Genomic DNA, 22,308 nt, shown 5'->3' on the forward strand with positions numbered 1-22,308 from the left:
CGCGACGGGACATAAGCGCCCTCGTGCCCTAGGATCCGATCTCGGCGCCGCTCACATTGCGGGCCGCTGGTCCATGATCTCTCCGCTCCGCTGCGAGACGCTTGCTGCCATTCTGCGGGCGGACCATGCGGCCCGCAATGCGATGTGTTGTCGATATGGCCGGCCGCGGACACCCCTTATGTGTGGGGGCGCGGCAACTGTCCTTGCGGATGGCCAGCCACCCGCCAAACCTTACGCCAATGCCGGCCAAATGACTGCCATCGACAGTTCGCATGGAGGGCCCAGCAGACACTACGCCGTCGCTTCTCCGTGGCGCGCAGCGAATGGACCGCTTGCGTCGGCACTCTTCCTTGCGCGGCTGACATCCCCCGCACCACTCCAGGACTCAGTCAGGCCCTTGGCCTTGGCCTCGGTACGCGAGATAAACGAGCCGTCGTCCATTTCCGACTCGATCTTCGCGACCCCGCTATCGACCTTGGCCTTGATACCAGAGGTCGCGGTTTGGATCGGGTCAGCCAGGGCGCCGAACTTGTCCTGCCACCCCGTGCGGCAGCCCTGACCCGAGCGGTGAGTGATGGTCACCATGAGACCCCTTCCCTTATGGCTGAGTATCCCTTCAGTGTCCCAAATTCCGGATTTTCAGAGAAGGTGTATAGGCTAAGTGCTTGATTTAATGGTGGGCCGTCCAGGGCTCGAACCTGGGACCACCTGATTAAGAGTCAGCTGCTCTACCAACTGAGCTAACGGCCCGCGGGAAGCGCATAGTGTAAAACCTTTTTGGCGGCCGGCCAACGGCTCTTGCAACGCCCGGCGCTGACGCCAGGGCGGCGATGCCTCACGCTCGGCTCTCCCCCACCCCTCTGACCGCGTTCTGACGTCCGATCCGCCCGTCGCCATGATCAGCGCTTGAGACGCGCCCGACCCAAGGCAGGCCGTGAGACACCCAGACTTCAGGCGCCAGCCGCTTCGCGGGGGTTCCCCCTGGGGGAGTTGCCCATTCAGACGAAGCGCCCCTCGCGCAGGTCCTGCACGGCCGCCGCGATCTCCTCGCGTGTATTCATGACGAATGGACCATACTGCACGATGGGTTCGCGCAAAGGGCGACCCGCCACCAGGAACACGCGCGCATCCTCCCGCGCGCTCACGATCACGCCGTCGGCCGACGGATCGTCGCCCAATACCGCGAGCCTCTCCATCGCCAGCGCCTCCCCCGCGATTGAGGCCCGCCCCGCGTAGAGGACCGCAAATGCGTGATGGTCCGAGGCGAGTGGTTGTGCCCAGGAAGCACCCGCCGGCAACTGCAGATCCAGGATGAGAGGCTCGGTCACGGGACGTTGCACGGCCCCCGCCACACCCTGCGTTGCGCCGGCGAGCACCATGACACGGGCGCCGTCGGGGGCACTGGCGCGCGGCAGGTCCGCAGCCGCAAAGTCGCGATACCAGGGGCTTGTCATCTTGTCGCGCGCCGGGAGATTCAGCCATAACTGAAAGCCTGCCATGCGCCCGGCCTCCTGTTCAGGCATCTCCGAATGCACGACCCCGCTCCCGGCCACCATCCACTGCATGCCGCCGGTTGCGAGCAAGCCCTCGTGACCGGCATTGTCGCGGTGACGCATGCGACCTTCGAGCATATACGTTATGGTCTCGAAACCGCGATGGGGGTGATCCGGGAATCCGGCGAGATAATCGGTGGCGTCGTTGCTGCCGAAAAAATCCAGCATCAAAAACGGATCGAGACGTCCCTGAAGCCCTTGCGACAAGAGCCGCGTCAGGCGTACCCCGGCGCCGTCACGGGTGGCCTCCCCCTGATACATGCGCTCGATACGGCGTGAGCGCTTGACCTCGGTCGTGTTGCGCATATCCATGGCATCCCTCCGTGCCTTGGCGTCGCCCCCAAGGCCTCTACGAGTACCCATCGGCCGCCAGCAGACCGCCGTATATTACCGTCCGCGCGCGGACACTGCATTCCGGCTTTGATAAACCGGTCCCGCCGTGATCGGCCGCGCGCGCTCAGCCGAAGCGCCGCCAAGCCCCGCTCTTTACCACCAGTCTATGCAGAGAGCGCTCGCGGTTATAGCGCGGCACATCGCGCAGCGCCACCCAACGCAATTCGTGCGATTCGTTGTTGCCCGGCAACGGCAGATTCTCGTCTATCTCCACCAGAAACCGGATATCCAGGTGCTCATGTTCCGCCTCCGAGCGCGTCGCCGGTATCCTGTGAATGTCGACATCGAAGACCGCCGGGCTGAGAAGCCGAATGCGCTCCACCGGCAGCCCCGTCTCCTCGCTGCACTCCCGCAACGCCACGCGCATCACATCCTCGTCACTATCGGCATGCCCCCCCGGTTGAAACCACTGCTCAAGCTTGCGGTGGAGCATGAGCAGCGTGGCATCGTGACGCGGGTTCAGCACCCAGGTGGAGGCGGTCACATGCAGGCCGTCCGCCTCCCGGTCGAAACAGCGGGGGGACTCCTCCAGAAGACGGCAGGCGCGACGCGCATAGGCCGCCTCCTCCGGGAAGCGGCTGCGATAACGACACAGCGTATCGTGTAGCTCGCAGCGATCCATGCTTCAGGTCCAGGACGGGTTTTTTACGGCATGGACCGCCGCCGCCGCCGCCTCATCCACGTCCGCCTCGCGCCCCGAGATGATCATGCGCCCATACGCCCCGACCGCGCGCACGTCGATCAGGGTGATATTCGCGGCCTTTTCCGCCTGATTCGCAGCATAGATGATGTAGCCCGCGGGTTCCGTCTCCAGGATGAACATGCTCTGTTCCGGCAGGATCATCGAGCCCCTGCGGTTTTGGCGATTGATGAGTACGGTGTGGTCCGGCATCATGCCGCGTATGACCTCGTTCCAGGTGACCCGGCAGGCCTTGCGGTCCTCCTGTCCCGCGCCCAGCCGGGCGAGCACCGCATGCCCGGCCTCGCGGACATCGCTCTGATCCCGGTGGTGGATGACCATGGCCCCGAACTCGCGCTCGATGACAAGCTGCGACAGATGCACTCTCGTGGCCTTCAAAGCGATGTCGGTGAGCCTGTGCACGGCCATGCCCGGCGAGACTTCCACCCATAACGCGGCATCGCCCGGCACCGGCAGGAAACCCTGCGAGACGCTGCCGATGTAGGCGGCAAGCTGCGGCTGGAGCGAGTCGATATAGACGTAAGTACGAAGCTGGATCATAGACCACACGCAAAAAATCGAACGATTCTAGCAAAAATACCCCTTGGCGGCCACTGCGCTCCGCACTCCCGGCGGATCGACGGCGGTAAATCCGCACGCGCGCCGATGGCCGGGGTCCAGGGCTTAGAAGAACGTTCCGACCGCGGCGTCCAGGGCGTCGCGCATATCCGGATCGTCGGTCATCGGCCGCACCAAGGCCATGCTGCAGGCCGCCAGGGCATCGACACCCTTTTTCATGAGCGATCCGGCGTAGATCAGCATGCGTGTTGACAAGCCCTCGTCGAGACCGTGTCCCTTCAGATTGCGCGACCGCTCGGCGATCGATACGAGCTTGCCGGCGATATCTGCGGATACCCCCGACTCATGGGCCACGATCTCGATCTCGGTCTCGCGATCCGGATAATTGAAATCCAGGGCCCCGAAACGCTGCTTGGTGGACTGCTTCAGGTCCTTCATGGCCGACTGATAGCCGGGGTTATAGGAGATCACCAGCTGAAAATCCGCATGCGCGTGGATCAGTTCGCCCTTTTTATCCAGCGGCAAGCTGCGCCTGTGGTCGGTAAGCGGATGAATGACGACGGTCGTGTCCTGACGCGCCTCCACGACCTCGTCGAGATAACAGATGGCACCGATGCGCGCAGCCGTGGTCAGCGGGCCGTCCTGCCACTTGGTGCCGTCCTTGTCGAGCAGGAAGCGGCCCACCAGATCGGAGGCCGTCATATCCTCGTTGCACGCCACGCTGACCAACGGGCGCTTGAGACGCCAAGCCATGTATTCGATGAAACGCGACTTGCCGCAGCCGGTGGGGCCCTTGACCATCATCGGCAGACGGGCCGCGTAGGCGGCCTCGAACAGGCCGACCTCTCCATTGACCTCCCTGTAGTAGGGTTCCTTTTCGATACGATATTGCGTTTCCAGACTGGACATGGCGACCTCGCGATTTAAGTGGATGACAGGATGTCAGCTCTTGAACTTAACGAGACGGCTGACCTGGATGTCCGAAACGAAGACCACCCCCGTGTGTCGCTCAAAAAAGGGGGCAAAACCTTCGAGGATGGGGGCCACGAGCTCCTCGCCCACTGCCGCAATGATCATGATGAGGGCATCGTCTTCGTTGAACATGACATGCCCCTCATACATGCCGTGACTACCCTTGCCCGAGAGATTGCCGACGATGGTGTAACCCTTCAGGCCCGCGCGGTCGAGCAGATCGGTTGCGAAGTCTTTATGAATCCCCTCCAGGATGATCTCGAGTTTCTTCAAGGGGCTCAGATTCAGCGATTGCATGGCGAAGTCTCCGAAACAGGGTTCCGGGCCACGGCGTGGTAACCGCGCCCCGAGCGTGGATGGACATGAAAACCACCGTCTTCCAGGACGTGCATCCGATAATCATCTTCAGGGTCGAGGACCAGGAGCCGTACCCAGCCACCGCCGATGAGCGCCTGCACCTTGGCGATGCGCCCGACCGTGCGCTGCGCGAACTCCAGCGGCGCCTCCACCAGGGCGATGAGGCGTACGGGTTCATGGTACGGCCGGCCATCCTTCAAGACGGTCTGGCTCGGCAGCCCGGTACGCAGATCGCTCTGATTACCGGTCATCACCGCGAAACGTCCGGCGACGTTATGGTAGACCTTGCTGCCGCTACCGAAGCTCTCGGTATCGACCACCGAGAAATAATGCTCCAGATTGATCCACTCCCCGACCACCAGCGGACCCGTCAGGATGTTCTCCAGCAGGCGGCCCTTGGGGTCCAGGCGGTAATCGTAGGACTGCAGGAACGCCCGCCCCTGCAGATCGACCCCCTCGGTCAGGGCACGGCGTCCGACGATGGCATAGACATTGCGCGCAAGCCCCCATTCCGGGCGCACCTGTGACCAGTCGTGGGCCTGACGTTGGGCCAAGGCCGCCGCCGCAAAAGGCTCGGCGGCAAGCCGCGCGGGCATGTCCAAAAGCGGCATCCGCTCCGCCGCACAGCAACGACCGGCGGCACTGAGCCCGCTGCGCAGGCGCTCCAGATACAAAAGGTGCCGCGCCGGGAGCATGTCGAGATCATGCAGCTCGATCACATCGGTGGTGGTGTTGTGTATGGCCGGCACAAACCACGTATCCTCGGGGATCACGATACCGCGCTCGCGCAGTCGTCGGCGCACCTCCGGTTTATTGGCCATGGTGGCTAGCGCGCGCGCGTTCGGCAGGCCCTTGCCGCCCCCACAGGCCCCGCAATCCAGGGCGGATTCGTAGGGATTGTTTTCACTGTGGCTCATGTGCGCAACCAACAGCACGAACCGTGAGAAGTTGTGGTCAAGACCAATGGACAGCAGCGCCTGCATCACATAACGCACCTGCTCCTCGACACTAAAACCGATGCGCCCAAGCCGCCCCATCTGCAGACTCGTCACCGCGCGGTCGATGCGGTAGACGCTGCGCAGCTTGTCAAGGAAGTCCCGCTCCGCGGCCTCGGTCATGCCCAGTCGCTGCGCCACTCGACTGGGCCCCGATTCGTTCCCGAGGGCCACCTCACGCAGATTGCGCACATCATCATCGGTGACCTGGTCACGGGGGATACGCAGCTCGCGGGCCAGGGCGCGCACGATCATCGCCCTTTGTACCGCGCGCAGGATGGAGTCGGCCTGTTCGGTGCTCAACTTGTCGAGAAGCAACCGCGTGATCGGCCGGCCGGCGTGCAAGTGCGTGCGCCAGCGATGATAGCCAAGAGGGGCTAGCGTGCGCCCGACGAGACCCAGGCTAAAGAGCAGGCCGACGGCCTCTACCGCCACGAACGGGGACAGCACCGAGGCCTTGAGCTCGTGCAACACGTGCTGGAGGGCATCGTAGAGCGGCTCCTCCTCAAGCTCCAGTCCCGCGGGTATCTCCAGAACAAGGTTCTTCGGGGTCTGCACCGCCGGACACAGATGCGCCTCGGTGCCCTTGCCGAACTCGAGATAACCAAGCGGGACCCCGAAGAACCCGGCGATACCAAAAGTCTGATAATCACCCAAGGCCTCGAGGTGCCGGCGCATGGGCTCGGAACGTACGTCGATACAAAACAACGCCTGCGCAAACGGACGCCTGGCAGACGGCTCCTCGTCCGCTGGCGGACGGATCCGCCCGGCGAGCTCATCGATATAATGGGATTCCATGGCCTGCAACCATACATAGCCCTCGCCGTCCTCCCAATCACGCAGCACCGACAACAGGGCATCCAGCTGCACCGGCGCGAGACCCATCAGTCCTGTCTCGGCGACACCGCCCACCCCGCCTGCCAGTTCCCGCAGGACTTGCGCGGCCCGTCGGTTCTCCCAATCGGCCTTGGCCGCCCCATAGGCCGAGGCGATGCGTGCCAGCGCCGCCGGGCGCCGGCGGGCCAGGGCGTCATCCACCTCGTGCGCCCATGCCGGAAGGATGGTACCGCCATAAAGCTCGTGGCGCAGATAAGCCTCGCGCGGTGCCTTATCCAGCAGCGCGCCGATCTCCGGGGCCGAGGCCGGCGTCCCGTGGCGCCGGCTCCCTTCCTGGAGGAGCGCCATTCCAAGCACCATGCGCACCGCCAGAAAATCCACGAGATCCGCCGGATAGCGCTGCGCCCAATAGTAGTGCTTGGCACCCATCCGATAGCGAATGAATCCCGCCCACCCGTGCATGCGCGTGAGTTCGTGCGTGATATAACCCTGCCAGGCGGTCTCCGGCACCTGCAACCGCTGCAGGACGTGGGCCACCATGCCCTCCGCCGTCTCCTCTTCGGCCAGTACCTGACGCAAATGCAGGCCGCGCAGGAGGAAGCGGGCATTGCGCCGCGCGAGATCCTTCCAGGCCTGGAAGAATCCCGCCTCGCGGCCCGGGGCCTGCCAGGCCGACTGGCCCTCGTCGAAGAAATCGAGACAGCTTTTGGTCAAAAGGTCGTCCAGGGTCGCGGCGATCGTGGTTCCAAAAAGGGCATCCACGTGCCGGTACACGGGCGACGTGGAGTCGTATCGTTGCCGGAGCAGCTCGCGCAGCGAGCCGTCCAGATCGTCTTCCGGCGGCGATACCGGGCGACCCTGCAAGGTCGCGGCGATCCCTGTGCCGTCCACCCAATCGCCACCCGCCATGGCCCGGGGCCTGCGGCAGCCGGTCATCAATTGCCAGAGCCACGCCTCCAGATCGAGGCCCGGGGGAAGATCGGCACGCGATGCCAGAAAATCCCCGATCCGCCGCCGCAACAGCGCGTCGTCGATCTTGCCTTCGCGGCGATAGTCCTGATACTGCGCGCGGTCCAGGTACCCGCGGGCATGGAACAGACGGCTACCCTCCGCGACGGCCGTCGCGAACGGCCGGTCCTCAAGGCCATAGAGCGGGTTGTGATGGATGAAGGTGCGCATCGGCCAGAACCGCGGTATGGGCTCGCTTGCCACATAGACCATGGAACGTACCTTGAGGCGATCACCAAGCGTCAATGCCATGATGCACCCCCGCCACCGACAAGGCTCACGACCAGCGATGCCAAAAACACAATCCCGATGAGCGCCACGCTCATGCCACCGATGTCGACCACCGGCTCGCCGCGGTAATCCCCAAAAAGCAGGTCCTGAAAGAGCCGCCCGGCGGCCCACCCCCACAAAAAGATGAGCGGCAACCAAAACGGCATCCATGCCACGGGGATCGAACCCAGACCCCTCCACAGCATGAAGAATGCCGGGAACACCGGCGTCACCGTCAACGCCAGCACCGCGAATACCAGGCTCGCGGTCATCCGGGGCATGACCGCGACCAGACCGCCGTGCAGACCCATATACGCGCCGCCCACGCGCCGTACGAGAATCCCGGTCAAATACAAGGCCACCGCCGCCGGCAGGCCCCAGCCCAGCGCCATCAGCCGCAACACCTGGGTCGGCGCCCCAACCGCCCACGCAAGCCATACCGTCGCGAGCCCCGAACTCAGTACAAATCGCGTCCAGATGCCGAGCTCGCGGGCACTCAAGGCACGCACCGCATAGAGCAGGGCCGACGCCGTGGCGAGCGCCATGACCCAATGTCGCAGCCCGGCCGGGCAGAGCGGGCCTTGGGGGGCTAGGCGCAAAAGCTCGATCCCGACCTGCGGCAATACCAGCACCGCAAGCCCTTGGGCGATTCCCGCGGGAAGACTCGCGACCAAGCGATTGAACAGCCAGCTCAGCGGAAAAAGTGGCGCGAATAAGCCGGCCAAGACCCAGAACGCGAGGTCCATGTCAGCACCACCTGAGCCAGACGTTAAGCCGCCGCGACCATTGCACGACGACCTGACCCAACCGTTCGTAGATGTCGGCGACATACAGTTCACGCGACAAAAGGGCGTAGACGCCGAGATAGACTCCGCGTCCGCGTCCGCCAAGCCTGCGTCCAACTTCGAGGGACTCGGCGAAGAATGTCAGCGCCCAGCCGCCCACGAACACCGCCGCCAACAACATGACCAGGGCATCGAACGACAACCTGTGGATGCTGGCCGCGCGATACAGCATGAGACTCTCGTGCTCATCCGGATAGAGGAGCCGGCCGAAATAATGACTGATCAACGTATAGCCGATCACGACGACGACGAATGACGCGAGGATACCGAGCATGAGGCGCCAGGGGTCCTGCTGCGACATCTTATGGGCCGCAAACAAGGCCTGAGCCCCCGTAACCCAGCCGAAAAACAACAGCACCACGACCCCCTGCTCGTAAAAAAGATGCTCGGCCACAAAAAAATGCGACAGGCTCAATACCACCACCGGGACCAGCACGGTGAGGCTTGCCGCCACGAGCCATGGCAGACGCGAGGGTTTGGCCGGCCGCCGCTCCACCACCGAGGTATAGATCGGATCCGGCGGAACGCCGTCGTGCGCACGGGCGTCACCGATCACATCGCCAGCCCCGAGAAACAGCGAGGCCTTGAAAAAGCCGTGCGCAATGAGATGGAAAACGGCCAGCGGAAACGCCCCGAGACCGCACTCCATGACCATGAAACCCATCTGTCCCATGGTGGAGTAGCCGAGCGAACGCTTGATATCGTTCTGCAAGAGCATCAGTCCCGAACCTATGAGCGCGGTCATGAGACCCACCCCGAATGCCCAGTGCAACGCCCATCCGGCATGCTCGAAAAGCGGCGCGAACCGGTTGAACAGAAAACCTCCGGCATTCACGATACCGGCGTGCATCAAAGCCGAGACCGGAGTCGGCCCATCCATGGTGTACGGAAGCCAGACATGCAGCGGGAATTGCGCCGAGCGCGCAAACGCCGCCAGCGCCAGCAAAAAGCCCGTAAGCTCCGGCGCGGGCATCCCCCAAAACTGCATATGCGGCGCCTTCTGAATGCGCGCGAAGATCACCGGCAACGAGTCGCTGTGGTAACAGTGGAAGAGGATCAAGGCCGCGAACCACAGCGGCAGATCGCCGAAACGGTAGGTAATCTGCGTCCAGAAGGCGTAACGCCCGGCCGCCGGCCGCCTATGGTCGTGCCCCAACAGGAAATATAGGACTACACCAACCAAAAACCACGCCACCAAAAGGGTCAGCAGATTGGCCGCCGAGACCATGACCAGAATCACTCCGGTCATGAGATCAAGAAGCGCGAAGAATCGCGCATAGCCCGGCTCCTCGGCCATGTAGCGCACGGAATAGATGTGCACTATGAGGCTGATGCCGGACACGAACGTCCACAGCACGAGGCTCAAGGGATCGAGCCAAAGGCTTCCGAACACGCCTTGGGAATCGATGACCGCCACACCACCTGTCACGAGATAATGGACGAGCAGCGTGAGCGCGAGCGCCAGGGTCAAGGTCAGGATGGAGACACTGACGCGCGCCGCGGACCTGCGCGTATCGCGCAAAAACGCCAGGATCATCAGCGCCGAAATCACCGGCAAAAGCGGCACCCACACCCCTAACGATCCCATGGCCATCCCCTTCCTGCCTCCTTACTTTGTCATGGCGATATAGAGTTGCGGAAGCTTCTCCGGCAGCCTGTCCACGTGGTCCAGGACCAGATAATTGCGCGCCCCGAAGATGCGCGAGACGTACTCGTCGGCATACGGGTCCAGGGACAGACAGAACGTCCGTATACCCTTGCGCGCCAATTCCTCGACCGCCTTCTTGGCATCAAAGCGCAGGTACTGGGGATCGCGCACGTCGTTGTCCGCAGGCTCCCCATCGGTCAGCAGAATGATCAGTTTTTTCTGGCTCGCGCGCCGCTCCATGAGGCCCCCGGCATGCCGCAGCGCGGCGCCCATGCGGGTCGAAAGCTGCCCGGTCATACCGGCCAGACGCGCCTTCACCTTGTCGTCATAGGGTCCATCGAATTCCTTGAAGCGATAGAACTCCACGTCATGGCGCCCGTTGGAATCGAAACCACAGAGCATGAACGGGTCGCCGATGCGCTCCAAGGCCTGCGCCAGCAAGGCGGCCGCCTCGCGCGCAAGCTGCAAGACCGTGACATCGCCCTCGGCGCGCGAACGCAAGGCGTCGTTCGTCGATTCCGAAAGGTCGATCAACAACATCACCGAAAGGTCGCGGATATGAAGCCGTGTCCGGATGCCGATGCGCGGATCCGGCTGCTGTCCCATGCGGATGTCGCTTAAGGCCAGCACCGCGGCATTGATATCGATCTCATCGCCGTCCTCAACCTTGCGTTCGCGAATCACGCCCTGCGGCTGAACTGCCTCGATCAGCTTCTTCAAGCGCTGCACCAACGGTTTCTGCTGCTCCAAAAAACCGTTGATGACCTCCGGATCCCCCGCCTTCGGCCGCTTCTCGTAGAGCGTCACCCATAGCGGCCTCTCAAGCTGCGTTTGATAATCCCATTCCGAATAGGTCATCGGTTGCGAGATCGGCGTCTTGCCCTCGCGTTCATTGAAGGTCGTGCCGTCGTCGTCGTACAGCTCGGTGGAGAGGACCCACACCTCCTGGGCGTCGTCGCCCGCGTTTTCCACATCGAGCGTATTCAGCATCTCCATCAGGTTCACGTACTTACGCACCTGTGGCCGACCCCCGGCAAGCGGATCGCCCAGATCCGCGATACGCGGCGCGGTCCAGAGATAGCGGTTGTCGTCGCGATAGACGATCGCGCTGGTATCGGCGCTCGGCGTGAATTCAAGCCCGCTGTCTTTCGCCAGGGCCGCCAGACGCCCTGCCGACTCCAGAATGCCGGTGTAGCGATCGCCATCGTCTTGCGGCAGCCGCGCGAACGCCTCGCGCGCCGCCACCACGACCGGGTGATCATCCCGGTACTCGGAATCGAGCAGCGCCAGGGCGCAGCGATCGAGGACCGCGGCCAGATCGGGTTCCCCGGCCCTGTCCACCGTCGCCGGCACCGTCACAAGTTGCCCCCACAGGGAGTACAAGCCCGGGAATGCACTGATGGCGCGACGCTCCACCCAGGCATCCTCGAGCAAACCGATCCACGGCCGGACGGCCGGTGCGGCAAGCTCGAAGCGCGCATCGAAGCGCGAATGCACCACATGGGCGCTGGCGTGGGCGGCCGCCGCCCGAAACACCTCCAACGCCGGGGTCCGCTTCCCGTGGCCATTCTCCCAGTCGTCATAGGCGTCCGGGACGTAGATGAAATAGTCCTCTACATACGGGCGGTAGCCCTCGCGTGTCTCGAAATCCCCGGAGGTCGGCCGCAGAAAGAAATCCCGCCCCCACAGCGCGCGCAGATACATGACGAGCCGCCGCTGGATGTCAATGAAGAGCACCCCGCGCCGCTCCTGCTGCATCACCGCCAGGGCCTGCGGACTTGTCAGCCCGAAAAATTCCGCTTGCGCCGCGAAGTCATTGCGATAGGCGGACACCCCCCACATCGCCCAACGACGCAGCCCACCCAGGGTCATCTGATCGAGTAGCACCTCGATCTTGCCGAGCATCGGCCGGACCCCTTGCGGGGCCTGCGCCAAAAGCTGGTCGATCAAGAGCAGATAACCACGGAAAAGGCCGATCTCACCGAGCCGTCGCGCGACCACGGGGGCCGTCGAAAAAAACAGCGACAGCACCTGCGCGCTGGTCTTCGAGTACATGCGTATGGCGGTCGACAGCATCTCGAAGACCGCCTGCTCGCCGATCTCGCGCGCCACCTGCGGCGCGCTCTCGACGAACGCCACCACGAGATCGCTGCCGCGCCCGAGGGCCTTCAGGCTCCCGGCGCCCTGCAGGTAGGCCTCGAGGCCGCGCGATGTGAAGACGCGCGCCGCCTCGTGCCAATTCGCCTCCAGGACCTCGGCTGCGTGTTCGCCGAGATCCTCAAGAAGCTCCGGGTAATCTACCAGTTGAACCGCCATACCCCTGCAACCCCGTATGTCCGGTAATAGCCCCCCGTGACGTCTACCGACGTCATCCCGTGGGAACCTTCAGTCCGGCCAGACGCGCGGCGGGTTCACGCCCCGTCCCCCGCCGGCATTCAGATCCACCTCGTCTGCGTGTGTCTCGCGACTCTTGGCGTTCTCCGCGCCAGCCGCCGGCCCGGGCTTGTCCCCCTCTCCCGTCTTGGTCCCCGGGCGACGCCGTTGCGTCTGCAGACTCGCGCTCAATTTGTCTTCCAAGTTGCTCATTTCAAGATCTCCTCGATGAGTCGTTCGATCTCGTCGCGGGCGGCTACGGCACGCTTACCCATGTGATAAACACTCAGGCCCTCGAGCGCGGCGCTCCTATAGATGGCCCGCCGGCCAATCGCGATCGGCAATACCGGCAGACCCATAGCGGCGATGGCCGACTGCGAGGCCCGCGACAGCGCGCTGTGCGCCTCCACCTGATTGAGCACGAAGTACCCGCGCAACTGGGGCCGGCGGCCCCGCAGACCCTGCACAAGCTCGGCGCTGCGTCGGCTCGCCCACAGGTCCAGGGGCGACGGCAAGACCGGCAGCAGCACAAGATCCGCCTCCCCCAGAATACCCTGGATCTCATCGTCATCCAGGCGCGGCGGGCAGTCATAGACGCGGTACTGGTGCTCCGCCTGCCCGCCTTCACGCAGGCCCGCCCAGTCACAGAGTGCGATGGCGTAATGCCCCTCGCTGTCGGCCCAGTTGGCCCAGTCCCCGAGACTGCCTTGCGGATCGGCATCGACCAACAGCGTAGGTGCGCGTCGCGCAAGCCCCATCGCCAGGTTCCATGCAAGTGTGGTCTTGCCGCAACCGCCCTTGCCGTTGTACAAAGCGATTCGCAGCGCCGTCATGACCGTTCAGCCCGGGGCGCGCCGCGCACAGGCGTCTGCCCCGCGCGCAAAGTCCCTGAGTCGGGGCTCCACCTCGTCGCCCTCGAATTGAATGGTCACCACCACATGCGTGCGTGCGAAATTGAGGTTCGGATAATAACCACTCGCCTCCGACAGCGCCGCTAAATCGTCGAGAAAGGCCCGCGTCTGTGCATAATCCGCGAACTCAAAGCGTTTGTTCCATGCCAAGGGACGCTTTTGCTGCGTCCATCCCTCCGGAACTGCCGCGTCCCTTTCGTCCATGCCTTTCCCTCCTCATCGGCGCGCTGCGAGCGCGGCGCGCAGCTCCTGCAGGTGGCGCAGGTGCTCCTCTTCGTCAGCGTGCAGGCGCGCAAAGAGGGCTGCGGCCTCGTGGTCGCGCAGCCGCGTGCTCATGGCTGCGGCCTCGGCATAGAGTTCGACTGCCGCCTGCTCGAGATCGGTATCGTGACACAACATCTCCTCGAGGTCCCGACCCGGCCGCGGCGGTCGCAATGAACCCGCCCCCGGAGCCATTCCGGCGAGCAACAGCCGCTGGCTCAGCAGATCGGCATGACCGAGCTCCTCGCGGGCCTCATGACGAAAACCTTCCGCCCAGTCTTCAAGGCCCCACAGCGTACACAGACTCGCCTGCGTCAGATACTGCTGCACGGCGCTGTACTCATGATTCAGGGCCTGGGCCAGGAATCCTGTGACGCGCGGATGGCTACGCATGCCGCCCCCGCGCTCAGCTCAGGTTGCCTGTGACGTCCCCGTCCCGTCCGCCACCGTTACCGTCCGGACGCGTGGGCAGGATGTGCTCCACCTCGGAATGCACGCGCGCGATGATGTGGGCCGCCACCAGGCCATCCCCCACCCGCTCGCAGGCATCGGCGCCGGCGCGCACCGCGGCGTTCACAGCCCCGGTCTCGCCGCGCACCAACACCGTCACATAGCCGCCACCCACGAACTGGCGACCGATGAGACGCACCTCCGCGGCCTTGGTCATGGCGTCGGCGGCCTCGATGGCCGGCACCAAACCACGCGTCTCGATCATGCCTAAGGCTATACCCGTGAGTGCCATTCGTTTTCTCCTCGAAGGTCTCGATCCATCGGTATCCACTGATTACACACCCCGCCTATCGGGGTCGTGGGCACGATCCTCGCGCCCAAGGCCTCCCCTAGCCGGCCCCCAAAGCCCGTCAGGCGCTCGGGGCCTTGGGCAGGATGTGCTCCACCTCGGAATGCACGCGCGCGATGATGTGGGCCGCCACCAGGCCATCCCCCACCCGCTCGCAGGCATCGGCGCCGGCGCGCACCGCGGCGTTCACAGCCCCGGTCTCGCCGCGCACCAACACCGTCACATAGCCGCCACCCACGAACTGGCGACCGATGAGACGCACCTCCGCGGCCTTGGTCATGGCGTCGGCGGCCTCGATGGCCGGCACCAAACCACGCGTCTCGATCATGCCCAGGGCAATACCCGTCACATCTGCCATTTTCCCGATCTCCTTCTTTAAGCTACTAAAAAGCCCAAACCGCGGCGCCTGTCAGGCGCTCGGGGCCTTGGGCAGGATGTGCTCCACCTCGGAATGCACGCGCGCGATGATGTGGGCCGCCACCAGGCCATCCCCCACCCGCTCGCAGGCATCGGCGCCGGCGCGCACGGCATCGGCGCCGGCGCGCACCGCGGCGTTCACAGCCCCGGTCTCGCCGCGCACCAACACCGTCACATAGCCGCCACCCACGAACTGGCGACCGATGAGACGCACCTCCGCGGCCTTGCTCATGGCGTCGGCGGCCTCGATGGCCGGCACCAGACCGCGCGTCTCGATCATGCCCAATGCAATACCCGTCACATCTGCCATTTCCATCCCTCCATACGGACCCTAACCAAAAACCCGCCTTACGGCTCCCAAAAATCGATGATTCCCCCGATGGTCAGGTCGGTGTGAACCCCGAAATCTCCTTGCGCGTAGCGCGCCGCCGATCCTGACACGGTGAACACCCACTTTCCCGGCGGCACCCCCACCGGGTCGGTGGCGACATTCAACTTCCCGGTACCATCCTGAAGGACCCGTAACGATGCCTGCTTCAGGCCCGCACCGCGCCGCGTCACTACCAGATCCGAGATCACGCGCATGATCTCCATCTCACTCCGGGCTCCAGTTGTCGATGATGCCGACTATGGTGAGGTCCGACGGGTATTCCTTACTGCCCGCCGCTTCGCGCGCCGCCGAAGACCCCACGCAGATCACCCAATCCCCGGGAATGCAGCCCACCGCATCCACCGCCACCGAACGCGGACCGCCCTCCTTTTCCTGCACGACCAACAGCGGCCGGTGGCCCATCTCGCCGATGCGGTTGGTGGACACCAGGGTCTTTTCCACGCGCATGATCTTCATGTCAGCGCAACCTCCTCCAAAACACTCCCCGGCGCCATGTCCTGAACGCTCCCATGCAGATACAAAAGCCCTTCTTTCGCAAGCTGCGCGTAGCGGCCCCGTATCCCCTCGGCGATCCGGCGGATCTTGTCTTCCATCCGCGCCCGGCTCCCCGGAACCTGTTCGTTGAAGTGATAATGCAGCGCCACCGGAATCGGCAGCCCCCGTTCAACATTGAGATGCCGGAATATCTTCACCCCGACATCGAGATCCGCAGCCCCTTCCTCCACCGTATCGAGCCTTGCGTAATAGGCGATATTGCGCACCTGGACCTCCGGGAACCCGTCGCCCACGCTCACAAAGCGCTCGCCGTGGCCCATGTCCCCATACCATCCGCCGTGATACTCGCCCACATATTCGATCTGGCTCATATTGTTGATGAGCAAGGTCGCGATCAACCGGCGCATGCCATCATGGGGCGCGCCCTCGCCCTTACCCCATCCCTCGGTCGCGCTCGCGGTGCGTATGGCCTCGTAAACCGCAAGCCGTGCACGGTCGGCATCCAGCGCGAGCGTCTGCCGGTAGAGTTCCGCGCTATCGATGTAGCGATAGGCGCTGACATCGCCGTTGCCGTCCGGCACATGCACGCGTATGGCATCGGTGTCGGTATCCACCCCGATCAACAGGATGTCAGTGCCCGCCCCGCAGCAAAATGCATTCTCTATCGCGCGTCGAAACTCGTAGAGCCGTTCCAGTGCCGCCTCGGTCGCCGCCCGCTCGTTGCTCCCATGGGCCGCGCAACCCTGATGCTTGGGATCCAATGAACTGCCGTGATACACCGCCACTTTGAGGTACCGCGTCGGCACGTCGGCGGTCGTCGGAAACCCCTCCCGATAACGGCGCAGCTCGGTGTGCTCCCAGTGCCGCACGTCCTCTTCCACATCGAACAGCGTCCCCGCAAACGCGCTGCGCCGTACGAGATTCGCCGCCGGTATGCGCAGCACGTAGGGAAACAGCCCCTTCAGCCGCCCATCCGCGCACGCCGAGACATTCATGGCGTGAAACCCGCAGTCCACCAACAGCGCATCCCATCCCTGACCCGCGGCCAACTCCTCACGGATACGATCGCCAAACCGCGCCACGGCCCCAGCAAGCGCCGAGAACACGGCCTGGGCATACAGTGCGCCCATATCCGGGCCCCGTACCCACGCACGCTCCAACACCGCCGCCGGCAGCTCGAAACCCAAGCGCTCCCGCGCCCAGTCCTGCGCGCGCCCCGGGAAGTCGACGCCGCGACCCAGCGCCGCGATCTCCTGCAGGGTCGGCACGATGCGGTCGAACCGATCCTTGATCCCCTGCTCGCACTCGAAGAGCCGGGCGTTTTCGTTCCGATCCACGAGCGCATGTCGGCAACCGCGCTCCGGCAAGGTGCCGCACGCCGGGTGCTCGACACCCAGGGCCTCGGCCCGCGCCGCTCCGGCGCGCAGCCATCCCGGCCGCGCCCGGCCGCGCGCCATACCGCCTGCCAGCTGACCCTGCGGGCCGCTGCGCGCGCGCCGCATCGTCGATGATCTGCGCGTATCCATGGGGCTATCCCTCACCCTCGCCAGCGACCAGACCGCGGCGCATCATCCCCGCGCCCCACCCGAGTAGGTCACAACCGAACCCTTCGGGGAATTGCCGCTGCTGCCCGTGACCCGGCCTTCCGGCACGGGTACGGCCAGCGGCCGCTCGCGATTGCCGGCTGCCGACATCACACAGGTGCGCGCCACACCCCGCTGGGTGGGATTCCGTCCCTGCGCCCAGTGCCCCTCGGTACCGGTCACGCGATCGCTGCGGCTCCAATCGTCGCCGGTGATCCGCCACGCCCCGGCCGCCGGCGCCGCGCCCTCCGGCGCTTGCCCACCCTCGACCGCCACCGGCATGGCCGCCATCACCGGCGCCGCCGCCTCGCGACCACGGAATTCCGGCGTCCCGGTCACGAGCCCACGCGCCAGATTGATCGGTCCTGTGATCCGCCCGCCGTGATCCCCGGCATTGCCGGTGATCCGCGACCGCCCCTGTTGGGCGGGTGGCACAACGGAAAATCCCGCGGTCTGCGCAGCTGGCGCCGCAGCCGCCGGTTCCGGCGCCGCAGGCACGAAGCGATGACTGATCGCCGTGCTTCCTGTGCCGCGCCCCGCAAGTTCCCCTTGCAGGGCACGCAGGCGGTTTTCGAGCTCCTCGAAACGCTGTTTGCATCCACAACCGCCCGCGCAGCCGCCAGACGCCGGCCTGTCCGCACCCATCTTCGGCGCCGACGCCAAGCCCTCCACCATCGACTCCTCGCGCCCCATATAAGGCGTGCCGCTCACCGCCAGCAACGCCCCGGCCTCGTTGCCAGTCACGGCCTCGCTGGCACCGAGCGCCGGGCCGCTCACGACATGACCGGTACCGGTACGCGTAAGGTTCACCTTCCGTGCCCCGGCCTGCGGGGTGCTCGCGCACTGGGCGTAGTGCTCCCGCCCGTAATACGCCGTTCCGGTGACGGGCCAGCACCCTCCGTGCTCGTCACCTGTGGTTTTTGGGAGCTTGTCCATTCCCGTACCGGTCACGCTCGTACCGCCAAGGCCGGTCATGGTCTGAACCTTGTCCACGCCGCCGCCGCACATCTGCGGGCCGTTATAACCTGTGCCCGTGACACGCTGGCAGGAACCAGGCTCGTTGCCGGTCACCTTTCCCGAACGGTCCACCAGATTCCCGGTAATACGCTGCCGCTTGTCCGTATAGCTCTCCTCGACCTTCGGCGGTTCCGTGGGCTCGGGTTGGGTCCGGCAGACGGACGTAAAGCTCTCGTGACTCAGATACTCGGTGCCCGTCAGGGTCCGGCATTCGCCGGCCTCAAGCCCTGTGATCCGGCCGCTGTTGCTCACCGCCGTCCCCGACACCGCGCGACCCGCGATGGTATGCGTCAACGCCACCTTCTTAGGGGCGCCGTTGATGGTCATGCGCGCGGCACCGGCATCCGCGTACTGCGATCCCGTGATCTTGGCCGCCGCCCCAGGCTCCGAGCCGGTCACGCGATTTGCGCGCGCCTCGTCGCTCCCGCTTACCGGCAACTGCTGGCGCGCCGTGCGCCCGGTCACCACCTTTGGCGGACGCGCCGGCGCGGTGGTATCGCACGCCGCTTGAAAATGATCGCCGCCCATGTACTCGGTCCCGGTCACGGTGCGGCACGTCCCGGCCTCATCACCGGTCACCGCCTGCGCATGACCCAAGTACGTCCCGCTCACGCCCACATTGCCCCCGGTCCGGCCCACGCGCACCTTGGCCGGACTCGCCTCGGGCTGCGTCTTGCAAAACCGCGTGTAATGCTCGGCCCCGAGGTACTCGGTTCCCGTGATCGTGCGGCACGACCCCGCCTCGGTTCCGGTGACAGCCGGCGCCCTATGGACCTGTGACCCGGTCACGGCACTCCCGGCAAGGGTCGTGTCCGTCTCCACCTTCGCCGGCGCACCCTGCTTGCGCCGTCTCCCGGTGGGACGCGCCGGCTCCGCCGAACCGCGACCATGAGTAGCCAGTTCATGCCGATGCCAACGCGCAAACTCGCGCGCGCTGCCGGTCTCCAAATAGTGCTGGCGCGCCGCGACCGAGATCAGTCCGTTACGCACCGGGATCGCCACCTTGCCGCGCTGCGCGAGCGAACGACGCCGCGCCTTGCAGAGCGTGCGCACGCTATGGTCCCGCCATCCGAGGGTCTCGGGCGCGGTCTCGGCAATCTCGCACACGGCATCGAACACGGCATCCTCGACCGTGGTCACCGCCGGCCGCGCCTCGACTGTCGCTTCCGGCGCGGTATCCGCGGCCATCGTCGTCTCGACGGTCTGCCCCGTACCCCGCTGCTTCGGATCCGACCAGCATTGCGCGCCCGTGCAGCGCAAGGCCCGACGCGCCAACGCCGCCTCACGCCCACGCGGCTTGGCGCCCTGCGTGGCCTGAGCCTGTCCCTCAGGCGCGGCCGGTGCAGGCGCTAAGGCCTTATCGGCCTTCGGCTGCTGCATCCGGACTCCGGCCTTTCCTTGTCCGCGCGGCTTCTGCTGGGCCTGCCGGCGCCGCATCTCCTGGGCCAAGGCCCGGCCATGCAGGCGACCGGCTGAGGATAAATCCGACATAGTGTCCCCCTATGGGGCGCGTGATCCGGTTGACTCCCCGGACCCGGCCCGCTGATCTCATCGCGTCTTTAGGAGCCCCGGTGGACCACGAACGACAACCCTTGGCTCTGCGTGTAGTTGTCGTACCCGATCAGGCGGATCAGATGATTGGGATATTCCCGGCGGCACGCCTCGATCTCGCCCAGAACGGTATCGGCGTTGCGCTCCCCGAACATCGGCAGCTTCCACATATACCAGTAATACGTGAAAGGCCGGTTGGGCTCTATATGCTCCACCGCCGGGTTCCAGCCCTGCGCGATGATGTACTGAACCTGCGCACGGACCTGCTCGGCGGACAACGGCGGGAGATACGAGAACGTCTCGTACCGGCGAGTTTGCTTGTATTCTTGCACATCGGCCATGGCGACCTCCTTACTCAATGACGTGTCTGATCTCGGAAATTACCGGTTCTGGACGTCGAGCTTGTCGACGGTATCGAACTCGAACTTGATCTCTTTCCAGGTCTCCAGGGCAATCTTGAGCTCGGGCGAGTGCCGCGCGGCATTCGTCAGTACGGTCTTACCCTCCTTCTCGACATCCACGCCCCGGTTGCGCGCCTCGACGCAGGCCTCGAGGGCCACGCGATTGGCGGCCGCGCCCGCGGCATTTCCCCAGGGATGACCCAGGGTACCGCCACCGAACTGAAGCACCGCGTCATCCCCGAAGATCGCGACCAAGGAGGGCATATGCCAGACATGGATACCGCCCGAGGCGACCGCGAAGGCCCCCGGCATGGCACCCCAGTCCTGATCAAAGAAGATTCCGCGGCTGCGATCCTCCGGGACATAGGATTCGCGCAAGAGATCGATCCAGCCGAGCGTCGAGGCACGATCGCCTTCGAGCTTGCCGACCACGGTACCGCTGTGCAGGTGGTCGCCACCGGACAGACGCAAGGCCTTCGTAAGCACCCGGAAGTGGATACCGTGATGCGGGTTACGGTCGATGACCGCGTGCATGGCGCGGTGAATGTGCAGCAGGATACCGTTCTTGCGACACCAGCGTGCAAGGCCGGTATTGGCGCAGAAGCCGCCGGTCAGGTAGTCATGCATGATGATCGGCATGCGCAGTTCCTTGGCGAACTCGGCGCGCTCGTACATCTCCTCCGGGGACGGCGCGGTGACATTCAGGTAGTGTCCTTTGCGCTCGCCGGTCTGGGCCTCGGCGTTGTGAATGGCGTCGGCGACGAACAGGAAGCGGTCACGCCAGCGCATGAACGGCTGGGAGTTGACGTTCTCGTCATCCTTGGTGAAATCGAGACCACCACGCAGGGCCTCGTAGACCGCGCGGCCGTAGTTCTTGGCCGACAGGCCGAGCTTGGGCTTGATGGTGCAGCCGAGCATCGGGCGGCCGTACTTGTCCATCTTGTCGCGTTCGACCTGGATACCGTGCGGCGGACCATTGCAGGTCATGACGTAATGGAGCGGGAAGCGCACGTCTTCCAGGCGCAGCGAACGGACCGCCTTGAACCCGAACACATTGCCGACCAGCGAAGTGAACACATTGACCACCGACCCCTCTTCGAAGAGATCGATCGGATAGGCAATAAAGGCGTAGAAGGAGGTATCATCACCCGGGACGTCTTCGATACGGTAGGCGCGCCCCTTGTAGTAGTCGAGGTCCGTGAGCAGGTCCGTCCAGACCGTCGTCCAGGTCCCGGTGGAGGATTCGGCCGCCACTGCCGCGGCTGCCTCTTCCCGGTCAACCCCGGGCTGCGGCACGATTTTGAAACACGCCAAAATATCCGAGTCCAAAGGCACGTAGTCCGGAGCCCAATACGTCTGGCGGTACTCCTTGACTCCGGCTTCATATTTACCAGCCATAGATCCTCCTGAAGTAACGATCAACTCGACCTGCAAAGCGGCATAGGGCGCTCAATGTACAAAGGCTGTCCCATAAGGCCAAGTAAAAAAAACTTAATGTTACGTTTTACTACAGCATATCATTGTGGGCGATGAGGTCGCGCAAGAGATGCTGAGCGGGCCAGTGACAGCGGCCGCCATACGGGTTCATGACCGCCCGGACCGGCGGGCGGTCTCGACCGATCAGGAATCAGATCGGGGCCGCGGAAGTCGGCCACCGGACCCCGCCGGACGATCAGGCCCGTGCCCACGCGTGGCGCGCACCACGCCGCCCGTCGAAGAATGCGACCGCCGCTTGGGGGCGATGTCTGTTTCCGATCGGACCGGCCACGCCTGCGAATCGCGCGCCACGCGCTGTCCCCAGACCCATGCCCCGATCTCGCCCGCCCCGCCGCACGCCGCGGGGCGTACCGGCTAGGCGGTGGACCGAGCGCCAGGCGCAGCCGCGCGGATATCCATCCGACCCGGGCCTCGGCCGGCGGCCCTTTGCAATCTCTATAGATTTTAGTTAAATTAAACGTAGATGCCACTACGTT

Annotated in this window: 23 protein-coding genes and 1 tRNA gene; all 24 read right to left on the minus strand. The window is 64.7% G+C overall.

All coding sequences use genetic code 11. The features are described 5' to 3' along the window. Positions 1-291: 291 nt before the first annotated feature. Positions 292-585 (minus strand): hypothetical protein, encoded by a 294-nt coding sequence (locus tag C4901_RS10045; protein ID WP_110137216.1) that lies wholly within the window; start codon positions 583-585, stop codon positions 292-294. Positions 586-674: 89 nt separating this feature from the next. Beyond that, positions 675-750, minus strand: a tRNA-Lys gene (locus tag C4901_RS10050). 248 nt (positions 751-998) lie between these two features. Further along, a complete protein-coding gene (locus C4901_RS10055; RefSeq protein WP_110138607.1) occupies positions 999-1,859 on the minus strand; it encodes a pirin family protein in 861 nt (286 codons plus the stop codon). 151 nt (positions 1,860-2,010) lie between these two features. Next, positions 2,011-2,568 carry an NUDIX hydrolase gene (locus C4901_RS10060; RefSeq protein WP_110137217.1) on the minus strand — a complete coding sequence of 186 codons (558 nt, stop codon included), beginning with the start codon at positions 2,566-2,568 and terminating at the stop codon, positions 2,011-2,013. A gap of 3 nt (positions 2,569-2,571) precedes the next feature. Continuing rightward, positions 2,572-3,186: a BMC domain-containing protein gene (locus C4901_RS10065; RefSeq protein WP_065971483.1), complete on the minus strand. Its 615-nt coding sequence runs from the start codon at positions 3,184-3,186 to the stop codon at positions 2,572-2,574. 123 nt (positions 3,187-3,309) lie between these two features. Next, the gene (locus tag C4901_RS10070) at positions 3,310-4,113 is read right to left on the minus strand and encodes a CbbQ/NirQ/NorQ/GpvN family protein (RefSeq protein WP_110137218.1); all 804 of its coding nucleotides are present in this window, start codon (positions 4,111-4,113) and stop codon (positions 3,310-3,312) included. 33 nt (positions 4,114-4,146) lie between these two features. Next, a complete protein-coding gene (locus C4901_RS10075; protein ID WP_065971485.1) occupies positions 4,147-4,473 on the minus strand; it encodes a transcriptional regulator in 327 nt (108 codons plus the stop codon). Beyond that, the gene (locus C4901_RS10080) at positions 4,461-7,625 is read right to left on the minus strand and encodes a DUF2309 domain-containing protein (protein WP_110137219.1); all 3,165 of its coding nucleotides are present in this window, start codon (positions 7,623-7,625) and stop codon (positions 4,461-4,463) included. Before C4901_RS10080 ends, C4901_RS10075 begins: the two co-directional genes overlap by 13 nt. After that, complete coding sequence (locus tag C4901_RS10085; protein ID WP_110137220.1) at positions 7,616-8,389, minus strand: hypothetical protein; 774 nt, start codon at positions 8,387-8,389, stop codon at positions 7,616-7,618. Before C4901_RS10085 ends, C4901_RS10080 begins: the two co-directional genes overlap by 10 nt. A 1-nt stretch (position 8,390) precedes the next feature. Further along, positions 8,391-10,076 carry an NADH-quinone oxidoreductase subunit L gene (locus C4901_RS10090; protein WP_110138608.1) on the minus strand — a complete coding sequence of 562 codons (1,686 nt, stop codon included), beginning with the start codon at positions 10,074-10,076 and terminating at the stop codon, positions 8,391-8,393. Between the two features lie 21 nt (positions 10,077-10,097). Beyond that, a complete protein-coding gene (locus tag C4901_RS10095; RefSeq protein WP_110137221.1) occupies positions 10,098-12,452 on the minus strand; it encodes a nitric oxide reductase activation protein NorD in 2,355 nt (784 codons plus the stop codon). Positions 12,453-12,521: 69 nt separating this feature from the next. Beyond that, positions 12,522-12,722, minus strand: coding sequence for a hypothetical protein (locus C4901_RS10100; RefSeq protein WP_110137222.1), 201 nt, complete (start codon positions 12,720-12,722; stop codon positions 12,522-12,524). After that, positions 12,719-13,342: an AAA family ATPase gene (locus tag C4901_RS10105; protein WP_110137223.1), complete on the minus strand. Its 624-nt coding sequence runs from the start codon at positions 13,340-13,342 to the stop codon at positions 12,719-12,721. The genes C4901_RS10100 and C4901_RS10105 overlap by 4 nt, the downstream gene beginning before the upstream one ends. Before the next feature lie 6 nt (positions 13,343-13,348). Beyond that, a complete protein-coding gene (locus tag C4901_RS10110) occupies positions 13,349-13,624 on the minus strand; it encodes a 4a-hydroxytetrahydrobiopterin dehydratase (RefSeq protein ID WP_110137224.1) in 276 nt (91 codons plus the stop codon). Positions 13,625-13,636: 12 nt separating this feature from the next. Beyond that, positions 13,637-14,074, minus strand: a complete 438-nt coding sequence (locus C4901_RS10115; RefSeq protein ID WP_110137225.1) for a bacterioferritin — start codon at positions 14,072-14,074, stop codon at positions 13,637-13,639. A gap of 13 nt (positions 14,075-14,087) precedes the next feature. Then, positions 14,088-14,423: a BMC domain-containing protein gene (locus C4901_RS10120; RefSeq protein WP_205735934.1), complete on the minus strand. Its 336-nt coding sequence runs from the start codon at positions 14,421-14,423 to the stop codon at positions 14,088-14,090. Positions 14,424-14,541: 118 nt separating this feature from the next. Next, positions 14,542-14,838: a BMC domain-containing protein gene (locus C4901_RS10125; protein ID WP_110137227.1), complete on the minus strand. Its 297-nt coding sequence runs from the start codon at positions 14,836-14,838 to the stop codon at positions 14,542-14,544. Positions 14,839-14,889: 51 nt separating this feature from the next. Then, on the minus strand, positions 14,890-15,207 hold the full coding sequence (locus tag C4901_RS10130) for a BMC domain-containing protein (RefSeq protein WP_110137228.1): 318 nt from the start codon (positions 15,205-15,207) through the stop codon (positions 14,890-14,892). Positions 15,208-15,245: 38 nt separating this feature from the next. Further along, positions 15,246-15,491 (minus strand): carboxysome peptide B, encoded by a 246-nt coding sequence (locus tag C4901_RS10135; protein ID WP_065972136.1) that lies wholly within the window; start codon positions 15,489-15,491, stop codon positions 15,246-15,248. Between the two features lies 1 nt (position 15,492). After that, positions 15,493-15,744 carry a carboxysome peptide A gene (locus C4901_RS10140; RefSeq protein WP_110137229.1) on the minus strand — a complete coding sequence of 84 codons (252 nt, stop codon included), beginning with the start codon at positions 15,742-15,744 and terminating at the stop codon, positions 15,493-15,495. Next, the gene (locus tag C4901_RS10145; RefSeq protein WP_110137230.1) at positions 15,741-17,309 is read right to left on the minus strand and encodes a carboxysome shell carbonic anhydrase; all 1,569 of its coding nucleotides are present in this window, start codon (positions 17,307-17,309) and stop codon (positions 15,741-15,743) included. Before C4901_RS10145 ends, C4901_RS10140 begins: the two co-directional genes overlap by 4 nt. Before the next feature lie 42 nt (positions 17,310-17,351). Next, positions 17,352-19,874 (minus strand): CsoS2 family carboxysome shell protein, encoded by a 2,523-nt coding sequence (locus C4901_RS10150; RefSeq protein WP_110137231.1) that lies wholly within the window; start codon positions 19,872-19,874, stop codon positions 17,352-17,354. Between the two features lie 68 nt (positions 19,875-19,942). Next, entirely contained in the window at positions 19,943-20,275 is a 333-nt protein-coding gene (locus tag C4901_RS10155) for a ribulose bisphosphate carboxylase small subunit (protein ID WP_110137232.1), read from the minus strand. A 39-nt stretch (positions 20,276-20,314) separates the two neighbouring features. Continuing rightward, a complete protein-coding gene (locus C4901_RS10160) occupies positions 20,315-21,733 on the minus strand; it encodes a form I ribulose bisphosphate carboxylase large subunit (RefSeq protein WP_110137233.1) in 1,419 nt (472 codons plus the stop codon). Positions 21,734-22,308 lie beyond the last annotated feature (575 nt).

Origin of the sequence: Acidiferrobacter sp. SPIII_3 (genome assembly GCF_003184265.1) — a bacterium.
Taxonomy (GTDB): Bacteria; Pseudomonadota; Gammaproteobacteria; order Acidiferrobacterales; family Acidiferrobacteraceae; genus Acidiferrobacter.

What these genes read in the sequence shown, in the direction of transcription:
- C4901_RS10045 (WP_110137216.1), bottom strand. Translation starts at nt 585, where the DNA reads ATGGTGACCATCACTCACCGCTCGGGTCAGGGCTGCCGCACGGGGTGG.
- C4901_RS10055 (WP_110138607.1), bottom strand. Translation starts at nt 1,859, where the DNA reads ATGCGCAACACGACCGAGGTCAAGCGCTCACGCCGTATCGAGCGCATG.
- C4901_RS10060 (WP_110137217.1), bottom strand. Translation starts at nt 2,568, where the DNA reads ATGGATCGCTGCGAGCTACACGATACGCTGTGTCGTTATCGCAGCCGC.
- C4901_RS10065 (WP_065971483.1), bottom strand. Translation starts at nt 3,186, where the DNA reads ATGATCCAGCTTCGTACTTACGTCTATATCGACTCGCTCCAGCCGCAG.
- C4901_RS10070 (WP_110137218.1), bottom strand. Translation starts at nt 4,113, where the DNA reads ATGTCCAGTCTGGAAACGCAATATCGTATCGAAAAGGAACCCTACTAC.
- C4901_RS10075 (WP_065971485.1), bottom strand. Translation starts at nt 4,473, where the DNA reads ATGCAATCGCTGAATCTGAGCCCCTTGAAGAAACTCGAGATCATCCTG.
- C4901_RS10080 (WP_110137219.1), bottom strand. Translation starts at nt 7,625, where the DNA reads ATGGCATTGACGCTTGGTGATCGCCTCAAGGTACGTTCCATGGTCTAT.
- C4901_RS10085 (WP_110137220.1), bottom strand. Translation starts at nt 8,389, where the DNA reads ATGGACCTCGCGTTCTGGGTCTTGGCCGGCTTATTCGCGCCACTTTTT.
- C4901_RS10090 (WP_110138608.1), bottom strand. Translation starts at nt 10,076, where the DNA reads ATGGGATCGTTAGGGGTGTGGGTGCCGCTTTTGCCGGTGATTTCGGCG.
- C4901_RS10095 (WP_110137221.1), bottom strand. Translation starts at nt 12,452, where the DNA reads ATGGCGGTTCAACTGGTAGATTACCCGGAGCTTCTTGAGGATCTCGGC.
- C4901_RS10100 (WP_110137222.1), bottom strand. Translation starts at nt 12,722, where the DNA reads ATGAGCAACTTGGAAGACAAATTGAGCGCGAGTCTGCAGACGCAACGG.
- C4901_RS10105 (WP_110137223.1), bottom strand. Translation starts at nt 13,342, where the DNA reads ATGACGGCGCTGCGAATCGCTTTGTACAACGGCAAGGGCGGTTGCGGC.
- C4901_RS10110 (WP_110137224.1), bottom strand. Translation starts at nt 13,624, where the DNA reads ATGGACGAAAGGGACGCGGCAGTTCCGGAGGGATGGACGCAGCAAAAG.
- C4901_RS10115 (WP_110137225.1), bottom strand. Translation starts at nt 14,074, where the DNA reads ATGCGTAGCCATCCGCGCGTCACAGGATTCCTGGCCCAGGCCCTGAAT.
- C4901_RS10120 (WP_205735934.1), bottom strand. Translation starts at nt 14,423, where the DNA reads ATGGCACTCACGGGTATAGCCTTAGGCATGATCGAGACGCGTGGTTTG.
- C4901_RS10125 (WP_110137227.1), bottom strand. Translation starts at nt 14,838, where the DNA reads ATGGCAGATGTGACGGGTATTGCCCTGGGCATGATCGAGACGCGTGGT.
- C4901_RS10130 (WP_110137228.1), bottom strand. Translation starts at nt 15,207, where the DNA reads ATGGCAGATGTGACGGGTATTGCATTGGGCATGATCGAGACGCGCGGT.
- C4901_RS10135 (WP_065972136.1), bottom strand. Translation starts at nt 15,491, where the DNA reads ATGGAGATCATGCGCGTGATCTCGGATCTGGTAGTGACGCGGCGCGGT.
- C4901_RS10140 (WP_110137229.1), bottom strand. Translation starts at nt 15,744, where the DNA reads ATGAAGATCATGCGCGTGGAAAAGACCCTGGTGTCCACCAACCGCATC.
- C4901_RS10145 (WP_110137230.1), bottom strand. Translation starts at nt 17,309, where the DNA reads ATGGATACGCGCAGATCATCGACGATGCGGCGCGCGCGCAGCGGCCCG.
- C4901_RS10150 (WP_110137231.1), bottom strand. Translation starts at nt 19,874, where the DNA reads ATGTCGGATTTATCCTCAGCCGGTCGCCTGCATGGCCGGGCCTTGGCC.
- C4901_RS10155 (WP_110137232.1), bottom strand. Translation starts at nt 20,275, where the DNA reads ATGGCCGATGTGCAAGAATACAAGCAAACTCGCCGGTACGAGACGTTC.
- C4901_RS10160 (WP_110137233.1), bottom strand. Translation starts at nt 21,733, where the DNA reads ATGGCTGGTAAATATGAAGCCGGAGTCAAGGAGTACCGCCAGACGTAT.